This window comes from Sebaldella termitidis ATCC 33386 (assembly GCF_000024405.1).
In the GTDB taxonomy this organism is placed as follows: Bacteria; Fusobacteriota; Fusobacteriia; order Fusobacteriales; family Leptotrichiaceae; genus Sebaldella; species Sebaldella termitidis.
In genome coordinates, this window is the sequence record NC_013517.1 from 3242019 (window position 1) to 3255750 (window position 13732).

The window sequence follows — 13732 nt, forward strand, 5'->3', positions numbered from 1 at the left end:
TATTCACTTTATATCTTCTGAAATATTTTTACTGTTATCCATTAATCAATAAAATTTTCTGATATTAAATAATGTAACTTTATTAACTTTTTCAAAAAAATCAATTTCTAGTGTTATTATTTCTTAGTTTTCTAATTTTTTAAATAATTCATTCCATTCAGAACATATTTTTTTTATTAAAAATCTCTCAGAATTTTTCACAGCTTTTCCAGACATTTCTATCCGCATATTATCATTTTCTATCATTCTAGTGATTGCTGCTGACAATTTTTCTATATTTTCAGGTTCTACTAATAAACCATCTTTTTCATTATTAATTATTTCTCCCGGACCTGTCAAGCAATCAAAACTCACTGCCGGAAGTCCTTTTGCCTGAGTTTCTATTAAAACACACGGAAAAGCTTCATATCTGGACGACATTACATAAAAACTATAATTATCTGTAATTTCATAAAAATTTTCAACATAATCCATTATTTCAACATTATCATTCAATTTTAAAGTATCTATGAGATTCTGAAGTTCTTCTTTTTCCTCTCCCTGACCAAAAATTTCTAATTTCCAGTCAGGACATTTTTTTATTACAGTTGGCATAGCTTTTAATAGCATATCAAATCCTTTTTGTTTTGTTAACCTTCCAGCAGCCAATATTTTTTTAGAATTTTTATTATATTTCTTAAATTTAAAAGCATCAGGTATAGGATTATGTATTTTTACTACATTATTTAAAAATTTTGAGTATTTTTCATAATCATAATCAGTTAATACTGAAAGTATATCCAACTTATTATAATAAATTTTCTTTCTTAGCTTTGTCTTTAGACTATGTCCGTCATAAAAGATATGTTCTGTTCCTATTAACTTTGAATCCAACCTTTTTTTTACTTGAACCAGATAAATATTAAATCTTGCAGACATGCCTATTATAATATCATATTTTTGCTCTTTTAAATATTCTTTCAAAATTTTTAGACTTCTTAATTTTTCCTTATATTTCAGCAAAAAATTTTTATATTTCAAAAAAATATCAAGATATGTAATTTTTACCTTTGAATCATATTCAAAGTGCCTTTTATCTGATTTTCTATAAAAATTTATTAACTCTACTTCATAATCATAGTAAGTTGCAAAATAGTTAGCCAGACTATTAATTACTCTTTGTGTGCCACCAAGTTCTAAGCTGTCATCAAATAAAAATGCTATTTTCACGTTTTCTCCTTTTCAAACCGACTTTTTCTTTATCATTTTTTCAAATAATTCTTTCCATTCATTTCCTATTTTTTCATTTCTAAATCTTTCAGAATTGATAACTGCATTTTTAGAAAGCTTTTTTCTGAATTCTTTATCTTCAATCATGCTTACTATGGCTTTTGACATTTCATTTTCATTTTCTGCATTAACCAATACACCATCTATGTTATTATTGATTATCTCTTTAGGACCACTTTTACAATCAAAGCTAATAACCGGCAATCCTGTAGCCTGTGCCTCTACCAAAACAAGTCCAAATCCTTCATATTTGGAAGTCATTACAAAAAAACTATATTCCTTCATAACTTCTTCCATATTATCAATAAAATTTTTTATTGTAATATTTTTAGATAAATTATACTTTTCTATTAAACTTCCCAATTCTTTTTTCTTCTCTCCCTCTCCCAGAATTTCCAGATTCCAATCAGGATATTTTTCAAAAGCTTCACGGGTACACTTAATCAGAATATCAAACCCTTTTCCCTCTGTAAGCCGTCCTGCTGCTAATATTTTTTTAGATTCGACATTATAATTCTCGTATTTAAAAGTATCTGGTATAGAATTATATATTATTGATACATTTTTGAAATATTTTGCATTTTTATCATAATCTTCCTGAGTAAGAACTACCAATGCATCTAGATTTTTATAAAAAATTCTTCTTTTAATCTTGGTTTTCAAACTGTGCCCATCATATGGTACATGTTCTGTCCCAATAACTTTTGCATCTATCCCTTTTCTCACCTGAGCAACAAGTATATTGCTCAAAGCAGCCATACACAAAATAATATCATATTTATTTTTTTCCAAATGTTTTTTTAGTTTCTTTCGCATTTTTATTTTATTAATAAATTTTGATATAAAATCTTTTTTTGTATTTTTAATTGTCAAATCTGTGATTTTAACTGCTGAATTATAAATAAAATTTTGTTTTTTGGAATTCATATTATAATTTATTACTTCTATCGTATAATTAAAATTGTCACTAAAATAATCTGCCAGATTATTTATAACTCTTTCAACACCGCCTAATCTCATGCAATCGTCAAATACAATTGCTATTTTCATAACTATTCTCCTTTTACATCTATAATAATATTTTATTTTCCCAATAATAACCCAAACTTTTCTTCATATTCAAGGATAACTCTTTCAATAGAAAAATCTTCTTTTGCAGTTTTCATACCATTTTTTATCAGTTTTTTTCTTAGATTTTCATCATCAATTATCTTCTTAACTGCAGATGCTAAGCCTTCTATGTTTCCATTTTCAAAAAATATTCCATTTTCATAATCTTTTATAAGACTTATATTCCCTGCTGCTCTGGTAGCAACTACCGGAACCCCTAGATACATTGCCTCTAGCAATGACTGTGAAAGCCCTTCCATTACCGAAGCCAAAATATCAATATCAAATATCTGATAATGATTCAACGTTTCTTCACCAGTTATCATACCTAACGAAATAATTCTCTTTTCCAGTTTATTTTCTTCTATTAAAGGCTTATAATTATCAAATTCGTTATCATGTATTCCGATGAGAATCAATCTGTAATTTTTAGGTAATAATGCCAGAGCTTTTATTATTTGATCTTGTTCTTTACGCCTGGATACAGAGCCTAGTATAATTTCACCATCTTCTATATTATATTTTTTTAATAGCTTTTCTTTATTTTCTGGATTTACTGCACTGTATTTATAATCAGGTGTCCCATTATAGATAACTTCTATTCTGCTTTCTTTTATCCCTGACTTTACGAGTTCCTCCTTTACTTCATCACTAACTGCTACTATTATATCAGTAAATGTATTATAAAACCAGTTTTGGAAAAATATTCCAGAACTTTTCGGAGTTTGTCTTCTAGTATGTACAATTTTTACTGGTAATTTATAAAATAACTTTGAAAATATTGAATTATACCTGTCTTTACTAGATTGGGCATTAATAATATCTATATTATACTGGTTTACAATTTCTTTAATATGTTTCATATTTTTAAGATCAAATTTACTTTTGAATTTCATTTCAATCAAATTTACCTTTGTTTTACTCAGTATCTCATATAATAAAGATTCTTTTCTACAACCTACATAAACATTGTGACCTCTTTCAGCAAGACCTTTAGCTAAATAAGATATTGAACCGGTTGACCCCGCTACATCTCCCTGATATGTTAAAAACAATATATTCATAAATAACCTCTTTTAATTAAAGAATTCCAATAATTTCATCAATAATTTTTTTTTTATCAAATTTTTTTTTGACAAATTCTTCTCCTATTTTTTTATTTTTCAATTTTTCTTTCATCTCATTCACTTCTAATATTTGCTCTGCAAAATTTTTATTATCATAAATCTTTACTAACTTAGCTCCCAAATAACCTTCTAAAACTTCTGGATTGCTACTTATATCATAGGCAACTATTGGTTTATTAGAATACATTGCTTCAACTAAAGAATAACCAAAACCTTCCCATACTGATGTAAATGCAAAAACATCGATTTTTTCTAAAAATAATTTTACATTCTTTATAAATCCTAATAAGACAATTTCATTTTCTAATTTTTCATGTTTAATTTGTTTACTTAACTCATCTTCTAATTCACCAATTCCTGCCAAATATATTTTAAATTTTATATTTTTATTTTTCAAATATTTAGCTATTTCTATAAAATTACTCTGACCTTTTTGCTTAGACAACCTTGCTAAGTTACCAATTATTAATTTATTTTCTCTTTTTATTTGAATTTCTTCATAAAGTTCATTTTCGTATATTTCAAAATCAAAATAATTGTGTATAACTGTTATTTTGTCATCTAGCATACTTAATTTCATATTTTTTATAACTGTATTTTTGGTTTCATAAGAATTAACAATTATTTCATCAATTAATTTCCCAAGACACAGTTTATTAAAAAAATTTTTTTTTATTGGAATTGCACTTCCTCTTCTGTAAATCTTTTTATCTATTTTAACAAATAAACCACTTATTGACAATATTTTCATATCAATTGGTAAGTTTGCTATTACAGTCGATATTTTTTCTTGATAAAAGAATTTACACACTTTATATACAGTTAACAGATTTAAAAAGCTTTTATTTGATATCTTTATTTCTTTTACCTCTATCCCAACTTCCCTACATCTTTTTATTAACTCACTATTTATATTTCCTAAAACTATTATTTCATATCCTTTTTCCCACAAAATTTTAGCAGTTTCAAAATGCCATTTTTCTCCCCCACCCCAATTTTTAGATGAATTGAAAAAACATATCTTTTTCATTTGTTTTTCTCCTTTAATTTTGCATACTTTGCAAAAACATAAAATGATGCAAGTTTAGCCAATAGATATCCTTCATATCCATCTAAAAAACCGGCTTTTAATATATACATCTTAAAAAATTTAAAAATAGAATCTAGATAAAACAATATAAAATTCTTTTTTTTATTTTGTTTTTTATATTGTATTGCTGATTCTGTAGTATATCTGTTAAATTTTACAAAATAATCTTCAAGATCTTCATATGTATGATGAAATATTTCTTCTTGCAAAATTTCTGGTTTTTCATTTGTAATAAATTTTTCATGTACTTCTCTGTCATTATATTTTCCAATTCCCTTTTTGAACAGTCTTACACGATAGTGATTACTCCAGCCTCCATACCTTATTTTTTTTCCAAAACATACTGCAGTAAAATTAGGTTTGTATACACTGCCACTCTTTTCGTCATTTATTACTATTTTTATTTTATTTTTTAATTCTTTCGATATTTCTTCATCTGCATCTATTAAAAGTATCCATTCTCCATTACATTTAGCTATAACCGAGTTTTTTTGTCTTCCATACCCTTTCCATTCTTCAGAAAATATAGCTGCATTATATTTCCGGGCAATTTCCAGCGTCTTATCAGTACTTCCGCTATCCACTATTACTATCTCATTTGCTATTTCTAATACAGAATCCAAAGTTCTTGCTATGTTTTTTTCCTCATTAAAAGTAATTAAACCCACTGATAACTTCATTTTTTATCAACTCACTTAAAAATTTATTTTTTAGAATAAAAATAACGATATGCTTTTACAAAACTATTCAGAGAAATTTCATTCATTAGTTTATTATTGTAATAGTCATCACTGATTGTTATTTCATTTTCATCATTTTCTTTTACCACTATTTTAACATATTCAGCATTATGCTGAAAAGACTTTAGTTCTTCCAAAAAAATACCAATAATTTTTTTCTTAAGCCATATGAAATATTATAAAGTCCTGAATCAAAACCTATGTATAATTTTGAATCTGCTATCATTTTCGTACTTTCTCCCAGATTTAATTTATTTACATAATTTGTAAGATTATCTTTACCAAGTATTTCTACCAATTTTTGTGAATATTCCCTATCTCTTTTACCATGACCCAAGAGATATATTTTTACATTTTTATCTGATATTATTAGATATTCTAAAAATTCTGCTAGTTTTTTCGGAGAGCACATTCTATTTAAATCTGTAGTTCCTACTCCTACTGTTATATAATTTTTTTCAGATGTTTTTATCGGCAGTTCTGGAATCAAATCTACTTTTTTTAAATTACTCTCTATTTTGCTTGCATAATTATATACTTTATCAATTATTTGATCATATTCAGGATCTATAAGTATCGTATGAAATTCTTTATTCCAGCTTTTATACATTCCATTTTTATAGCCATATACTTTATCAAAATTGAATTTTTTTAAGAAATTAATTTTATTTTCTTTATCTGAATGCTTCAGCTTATTAACATCATATCTTTGGTGAAATTCTAAAAAATACAGTTCTTTAAAATTATATTTACATAATTTTTTATACACTTTAAATAATTTTATTATCTTCATGTGACATTCATCTTCATAAGTTTCATACTTATAGCTTAATAAATCTATCAATTCTGAGGTATTATTTCTTACCAGAAAGATGACATTTTCCCTGCCGTGCTTTTTTATTATCAAATCAATTAACTTCTGATTTACTATTATATCACCTATTCCATCAAATTCAGTAATAAGAATTTTATCTTTATCTCCTTTTGGCTTTATATACAAAGTAATAAAGAAGAATAAAAAATTAGTCATATAATATTTATAAATATTTTTTTCAGCCAATATGGTTTTTTCAAACTTTTTCTCCTGTAATATTTATGTTTTTATTTAATGCAAATCCTAAAATAAAAAACATTGTTTGATTAACTTTTTCCATGTAAATCGTTACTTCTGTTAGTCCATTAATCCACACATATATTATAACTATCAATCCCAATAAAAAGTATTGTTTATACTCTTTAAAATCATCATTTTTATATCTCTTTATCAATTCAAAGAAAATATTAAAAAACATATAAACGTAGAATAAAAGGCTTAAAATTCCCTGAGTTAATAAAATATCTAGGATATTATTATGTGAATTATCAGTGGTATATGCATAAATTATCAAAGTATCATTATTCAGTGGGATTTCTTTCTTATAAGTTAAATTATCCGGTTCAAAATGTACGTATTCTGAAAAATCTGGGGGTACCCTTAGAGAGTAAGCTTGAAAATTATGATATCCTATTCCTAAAAAATTACTTCTTTTAGTTAATTCCAAACTTCTTTCATATATCAAAACTCTTATACTGCTTGAGAACTCCCCATCAGAATTTCTATTATCAAATCTTTGAAAATATGAATTTAAAGTCCCATAAAAAATAATCAGACCTAAAATTATGATAGAACACGATAATACAAAAATTTTCCTATTTTTATTTATAACTACAGCAATCAAAAAAATCAGAGGAATTAAAATTATCATTATTCTAGTTTGTGTACCTAAAATTACAATATAACCTAAAATTATTGAAAGTCCTGCAATTATTTTTATCCATAGCTTATACTTATACAATAATATTACCATCGATATCAATAAAAAAATTCCAAGTTCTACAGGAAATTTCGTTGGCCAATTATCACCAAATAATCTTATCGTTGAAGAAAAATTATTATCATGCCACTCACTTAATCCTCTATATATCGGAAAAAAAGAAAGAAGCGAAAAAAATATCAAGATATATTTATAAGTTCTCCTATCAATTTCTACTTGTGTCATAGAGAAACCAAACAACAAATAAACAATCGTTCTTTCATACATTTTGAATTTTTCATAACTAAAATCACTTTTTAATATAAACATACTTATTGTCATAAAAAGCATATATCCAATACCACCAATAGCTATATGTTTATTAAAAATTATTTTATTTTTTGTAAGAATTACATATATCAAGAAAAGAATCACTAAAAAAAAAGTTGCAGAAACTCTTGATGAGTTTCCTCTTTTACTTAATAAATACGGATACAATAATATTACTATATTTTGTAATATTATTAAATGATTACAGATTTTTTCTTTTTTCATTTTTTACTCCCAAATACTTTCTAATAGTTCACAAAATTTTGTTATTATATTTTCTTTTTTAAATTCTTTCACTTTTTCTTTCATATTCTCTTTAAATTTATTTTGTAGTTCTTCATCATTCAGAATTTTTATCATTTGTTCTGCAAATTCAGTTTCATTTCCAACTTCAAAAAATAATCCACAATTGCCATTATCTAATATTTCTTTTACCCCAGTTTTACAAAGAGATGAAACTATCAACTTTTCCAATATCATAGCTTCTATCAGCACAGTAGACAAGCCTTCAAATTTAGATGAGTGAACAAATAATTTAGAATTTTTTATCCAAATAAAAGGATTTTTTTTAGCTCCCAATAAATAAACACTCTCTTCAAGTTTCATTTCTTTTATCATCCTTTCTATTTCTAATTTTTCATCTCCATCACCTATAATATATAATTTTTCAGTAAGTCCATTTTTTTGTAATATGTTATACGCATTAATTAAAGTAGGTATATCTTTTGATATTTTTTCTATTCTAGACACAGCAATTAGATAATTATCATTCATCATTTTTTTTTCATCATTATTCAATTCATTTCTATCAAAAGATTTCTTTATTATTCTATCAAAATCAAATGGATTATATAAAACAGCTAATTTTTTTGATAACAAGGGATATAGGTCTCTGATTTCTTCTGACATTTCACTACAAATAGCCACTATTTTGTTGTAATTCCTTAAATATCTATCAAATTTTTTTATATTTATTTCTTTACATTTGTCAAGTTCAATTACAGAAGAGTGTATCCAAATAAATTTAGGAATATTCCTCATATATTTTGTATACTTCATAAAACTTCTGTCAAAATCTATAATAATATCAACTTTTGATATTTCTGCAAGGTTTTTACTAAAATTTTTATATGAATATTTTTTTTCATTTTTTAAAAATTTAGAATATTTCAATTTACGAAATATATTTTTCTTATTTTGCTGAAGTTTCTTCTTCTCTTCAAGTAATTCTAATGGTTTAATATATTTTACTTCTATCTCTTCATTTAATTCATCCCTTAACACAGCTTCTTTTCCAAAATCAGACATTAAAAAAAGTGTAATCTTATATTTTTCTCTATCAATATTATTTAAATACTCTATAAGTACTCTTTCCACTCCTCCAATTTTCAAACCACCACTTAAAAATAATATATGTTTTTTCAAATTCTACTCCTATCAATCTAAAAAATTCATTTCCACATCATTTACATCATTAACTCTAATTATCTTATTCTGATCACTGATCTTCCATTTTATAAAATCATTCGGACTGCTTGTATAAAATGCAATTATTTTTTTGTTTAAACCATCTGCTATATGAACAATTGACGTATCCGGCGAAATAATTAATTCAGCTCTTTTTAATATTGCTATACTATCAAAAATAGTTTTTGATTCACTATAAAACAGTAAATTTTTATTATCAATTGTCGCCAGTATTTTACTCAAAATTTCTGTATCAGCAGGAGAATAAAGCAATATTATTTTATAATCCGACTTTCGCTTTAAAACATAGTTTAATAGTTCCAATGATTTTTCACATGTAAATTTAGTTTTTCTTTTCGCACCAAATAAATTTACCACAATTGATCTCTCTACTAAGTTTTCAGTAAAAAATCTATTTATCTTTTCATTTGATTTTTCATCTTCTGGTATGTCATACCTGCTATCAATATTTTTGAACTCTAATTTTTCTAAAATCATTTTATAAATATCCACTATATGCTTATCATTTTTGGGAATATTTTTATTAAATAACTTATAATTTTCTTTTGCATACCCAAAATTTACTCTGGCGTCAATCTGTCTTATAAAAAATAAGTCCTTATTTTTTAAGACTTCTGTGGGGTCTATCAATATATCGTATTTCTGCTTCCTTAGTTTTAAAGTTAAAGGAATCATATATCTGTATTTTGTCTTTTTTAACTTATAAAAATTATCTACATGTTTGTTTTTGTTGAATAATTGCTCATTTTTATTTATTCCTACTATATCTATCTGAATATCTGGCCTTTGTTTTTTTATTTCCCTGTAAATAAATGAACTTACTATATAATCACCGATTTTCCCGTCATACCTAATAAATAAAATTTTCTTTATATTTTCAAATTTAAGATCTGCTTTAATTTTTTTCTTATCCAGAACATTTTTTCCAATTCTTCTTTGAAACTCTTTTATTTTTGCTCTTGCTATTCTATACATAAAACCTTCCTTTAAACTGATATTTTATTTATTTTTTAAGAAAATCTCATGAAATCAATTCATAAATTTTACCAAGAATATAATTATTATTTATAAATAATAACTTTTTAAACTGCTTCATTGATTTTGTTTCATATCTTCTTATTTTATAAATATTCGGCTTCAAATAATTAGTTCCTTTTTTGGTAGTTATCATTCCCTTAATTCCTAATTTTTTTAATATCAAAAGTAACTCTTTTGATTTATGTCCCCATGGATTTGCAAAATAATCACTATCTTTCCCAAGATTTTTTTTTATAAAATTTTGGTTTTTTATTATCTCATTTTCTACTCTTAAATTATATTCTTCTTCTGTATACTCAACTATAAAATGTTTTAGATTCCTTTCTATTTCTTCTTTTAATATTTTTTCTTTCTTCTCTCTGTCCATATCTCTGTATTTTCCCAGTAACTCATCATATTTATTCATAAACTCATCAGTTACTTTATATCCTCTTATAGCGGTTTCACCTCTTTTTTTAAATACAGGATATCCTTCTCTAACTTCGTTTGTTCTATAGATATTTTTCATTTCTCTGTTTAACTCACGTTTATTTTTGTCACCGACTTCAAAAAATCCTTGAACTTCCACTCTTTTCACTACAGTAAAATGTGAGTGTGTATGCAGTTGAAAATCAACTAAACCACTCTTATACATCTCTCGTATCTGATCCCAATTCATATAAAAAGGATCGTTATTTATATATGCTGTATTCAAAAAAATAGTTGCTTTTATATTATATTTTTTTAATAATGGAAAAGCATTTGTATAATTATCTGCATACCCGTCATCAAAAGTAACTAAAACAGTATTTTCAGGAAATTTATTTCCCATCCTGTCTAATTCTTCCAGTTTAAAGGTCTTATACTTTTGCAGCAGCATCATTTGTTCTTCAAATTCTTCCGGTGTAATCCCTTTTTCATAACTTACATTATGATACATTATACACGGAACTCCTTTTTTGTTGAAAAACAATAATAATCCCAATATCAAAACTATAATTAATATTAATAACATATTATTTAATCTCCTTATTGTCAAAAAATCTTCTCCACTTGACTTTTTCTTTAATTATTTTAGCAGGTATTCCTGCGGATAATGAATTGGACTTATCAATGCTTTTAGTCACAAGACTTTTTGCCCCTACTATACAATCATTTTCTATAACTACACCTTTCAAAACTGTAACTCCTTCACTAAGCCACACTCTGTCTTTAATAATAACTTTTTGTCCATTATTTATTAATTTATTTTGAAAATCAAATATTGGATGACTGTCTGTATTCCTCACTTCTACATTATATGAAAACATACAATTTTCCCCTATAAAAATCTCATTATTATTTTCTTGACTGTTTAATTTGGCTCCTTCAATTGTCGTATCTTTTCCCACAAAAATCTTACTATTTTCTCCATTAATGAAAAAATAAGACTTATAAATTTTTATATTCTCAGATATTATTATTTTATTATTTTTTTCATTTACAATAATATCAGTATCTTTTAACTTTGAATTTTCTTTTATTACTATTTTATTGTTCTTACCATTTAATTTTATCACCACATTTTTCAGTTCCACATTTGATCTAATTTCCAATTCATTGTTTTTACCGCTTATTTCTATTGAATTTTTTTTTATATTTAAATTTTTGAAAAAATTTATTTTATTATTATTTTTATTATCCAATTTAATTTTATTTTTCAATCTAATTTTTATTAAATCTAATAAAAAATTCTCTTTCATAAAAAAACTCCTAAACTAACATATATTTGCTTTAGACCTTTTTGAATTATATCAAATTTTAAGCGTTTTAACAAATAAAAAAGACAGAAAGAGTTAAATTTCTTTTTTCTGTCTTTATTATATATGATTCAAAAAAATGTTATTAGAAATAACAAAACATAAAAATATAATTGTTTCATCACAAGCAATTCTTCCTTTATATTTTTAGTTAATACTTCAAAATACTCAAAATATCCTCTGAAATTTCATGCAGTCTTCTATAAGCAGCAGAAACACCTATATTATAAAACTCAGATGCAATTTTCTCACGAAAAAAATCGAGCACCAGTGTTCCTTCAAAATCACTTATTTCCTCATCACGTACTTCTTTAAAAAATTTCTTTATCTCTTCGATTAATTTTGCCTCTGTTTTTTTATCAAGTCTGAATATTTCATCTTCTTTTTTCATATTTTCCTCCCTATATTACTATATAAGCTATTCTAATTTCTGATATAATATTCTAATTTATTTTCAAATAAACAATAAATCAGGAATTTCTCTCACTTCCCGCATTATTATATAATTTATTATACATATAAACATTATTTGCATTTATTGTCATACTCGGGGTATAAATAATCCAGTCACTCATATCTTCCCTGCTAAGCTCATACTCTTCTCCGTTTTTCATATCATTTATAAAATACGGTGTATTTATAAGTGCACCTTTTACTGTATTTTCAGTTATTTCTTTAATATCGAACCACATATGCTCGAATCTCTCCTCAGAATCCTCTTCATATCTGCATCCTATTTTAACAAGAAAAGACCAGCCATTACTGTTTTTCTGATTTTCAAATATATTTTCAAAATAATAAAAATTTTCTTTTGCAAACAATGACATTCTTATAGTTTCGTCAGTAGAGTAATAAAGCATCATGTTATCCCCGAAATTATTTTTATATTCATTGGGGTTCTTAAGCTCCCCTTTTATACTGGCAAGTAGAACTCCGCTTGGTCTTGTATGCTCGTCCAATTCCCCGTTTTCCAGAGTTCTGTCTTTCAAATCTCCTATAAAGGACTTTTTCTTTCCAAACAATCCTTTTTGAGCAAGTACATCCACTGCATGCTCCCATCTTATCCAGGCAAATTCCAGCTCTACATTATCTGAATAACCTATTTTCATTACTTCCTCTTCGTCTTTAGGACCGTTTACTATTGCATTGACTACCACCGTATTTAATATATTATTGCATTTTTCGGCAAGCTCATTTTTTATATTTAAAAATTCAAATTCCACACTTCCAAATCTTCTTACTCCGTGAGTATGCAGCCATGCCACACCATTTTCAGGGACGTAATGTGTAGAATACATTATCCCCGGCGAAGGCGGTATATTCGTAGAAGCTATCATTTCCAGCTGCTCTCCCTCAAGAAGCTTATAAGCCGACATATCTACCACAAGATAATTATCACTGCTTAGTGTATATAACACCTTCAGCTGAAGATGGTATGCTTCTATCGGTATATTATCATAGAACATTTTTGTCATTATCATACTGCTGCTCTGATTTATTTTTTCCATATATCCCGAAAAATAACCGCCTGAAAGGCTGTTATAGCTTTCGACACTTCTTTTCAGAAGATCTGTCATTTCCAAAACTCTTATTTCCACTTCATATTCATTATCCATGTAATCTATTTTTGCAATAAGAGTATTGATTTCATTGTCCTCAATATTTTCTTTTAAATCCTTAACTGAAAAAAGAGCACTTTTTTCAAGCTTTTCCTTTAAATCCCCCAGTTCAGGATCACTGCCTGCTTTAGGTACAACCCCTATAAATGATTCCTCAAGAATCTTTTTTTCCAGCACTGCTTTATATTCGTCTTCCACTATAATTCACTCCTTAGCTTTATAATTAAAATATTATATCATAATTTACAAAATTTCCCGCATTTCTTTTACTAAAATTTTTTAATAAATTATTTTTATAAATTTTTCTTGACTTTTCTCTTCAAATTTTATTTAATAGTACTGTTATGATT

Annotated in this window: 14 protein-coding genes; all 14 read right to left on the reverse strand. The window is 25.7% G+C overall.

Annotation, left to right across the window (positions count from 1 at the left end; all coding sequences use genetic code 11):
- Positions 1 to 123: 123 nt before the first annotated feature.
- The 14 genes from STERM_RS15245 to STERM_RS15305 all read right to left on the reverse strand — a co-directional run bounded on the left by STERM_RS15245 (position 124) and on the right by STERM_RS15305 (position 13580).
- Positions 124 to 1209, reverse strand: a complete 1086-nt coding sequence (locus STERM_RS15245; protein ID WP_012862520.1) for a glycosyltransferase family 4 protein — start codon at positions 1207 to 1209, stop codon at positions 124 to 126.
- Between the two features lie 12 nt (positions 1210 to 1221).
- Positions 1222 to 2319: a glycosyltransferase family 4 protein gene (locus STERM_RS15250; RefSeq protein WP_012862521.1), complete on the reverse strand. Its 1098-nt coding sequence runs from the start codon at positions 2317 to 2319 to the stop codon at positions 1222 to 1224.
- 32 nt (positions 2320 to 2351) lie between these two features.
- Positions 2352 to 3443, reverse strand: a complete 1092-nt coding sequence (locus STERM_RS15255; protein WP_012862522.1) for a glycosyltransferase family 4 protein — start codon at positions 3441 to 3443, stop codon at positions 2352 to 2354.
- A gap of 16 nt (positions 3444 to 3459) precedes the next feature.
- Positions 3460 to 4536: a glycosyltransferase gene (locus STERM_RS15260; protein WP_012862523.1), complete on the reverse strand. Its 1077-nt coding sequence runs from the start codon at positions 4534 to 4536 to the stop codon at positions 3460 to 3462.
- Positions 4533 to 5276, reverse strand: coding sequence for a glycosyltransferase family 2 protein (locus tag STERM_RS15265; protein WP_012862524.1), 744 nt, complete (start codon positions 5274 to 5276; stop codon positions 4533 to 4535). Before STERM_RS15265 ends, STERM_RS15260 begins: the two co-directional genes overlap by 4 nt.
- 23 nt (positions 5277 to 5299) lie before the next feature.
- Positions 5300 to 5473, reverse strand: a complete 174-nt coding sequence (locus STERM_RS22295) for a hypothetical protein (RefSeq protein ID WP_169305416.1) — start codon at positions 5471 to 5473, stop codon at positions 5300 to 5302.
- The gene (locus tag STERM_RS15270) at positions 5461 to 6366 is read right to left on the reverse strand and encodes a glycosyltransferase family 9 protein (RefSeq protein WP_012862525.1); all 906 of its coding nucleotides are present in this window, start codon (positions 6364 to 6366) and stop codon (positions 5461 to 5463) included. Before STERM_RS15270 ends, STERM_RS22295 begins: the two co-directional genes overlap by 13 nt.
- A 40-nt stretch (positions 6367 to 6406) precedes the next feature.
- Positions 6407 to 7684, reverse strand: coding sequence for an O-antigen ligase family protein (locus tag STERM_RS15275; protein WP_012862526.1), 1278 nt, complete (start codon positions 7682 to 7684; stop codon positions 6407 to 6409).
- A gap of 3 nt (positions 7685 to 7687) precedes the next feature.
- The gene (locus STERM_RS15280) at positions 7688 to 8884 is read right to left on the reverse strand and encodes a glycosyltransferase (RefSeq protein ID WP_012862527.1); all 1197 of its coding nucleotides are present in this window, start codon (positions 8882 to 8884) and stop codon (positions 7688 to 7690) included.
- 12 nt (positions 8885 to 8896) lie between these two features.
- Positions 8897 to 9922 (reverse strand): glycosyltransferase family 9 protein, encoded by a 1026-nt coding sequence (locus tag STERM_RS15285; RefSeq protein ID WP_012862528.1) that lies wholly within the window; start codon positions 9920 to 9922, stop codon positions 8897 to 8899.
- Positions 9923 to 9968: 46 nt separating this feature from the next.
- Entirely contained in the window at positions 9969 to 10979 is a 1011-nt protein-coding gene (locus STERM_RS15290) for a polysaccharide deacetylase family protein (protein ID WP_012862529.1), read from the reverse strand.
- A gap of 1 nt (position 10980) precedes the next feature.
- On the reverse strand, positions 10981 to 11706 hold the full coding sequence (locus tag STERM_RS15295; protein ID WP_012862530.1) for an acyltransferase: 726 nt from the start codon (positions 11704 to 11706) through the stop codon (positions 10981 to 10983).
- A 208-nt stretch (positions 11707 to 11914) separates the two neighbouring features.
- A complete protein-coding gene (locus STERM_RS15300; RefSeq protein ID WP_012862531.1) occupies positions 11915 to 12154 on the reverse strand; it encodes a DUF2164 family protein in 240 nt (79 codons plus the stop codon).
- Positions 12155 to 12233: 79 nt separating this feature from the next.
- Positions 12234 to 13580 (reverse strand): DUF4026 domain-containing protein, encoded by a 1347-nt coding sequence (locus STERM_RS15305; RefSeq protein WP_012862532.1) that lies wholly within the window; start codon positions 13578 to 13580, stop codon positions 12234 to 12236.
- Between the last annotated feature and the right edge of the window lie 152 nt (positions 13581 to 13732).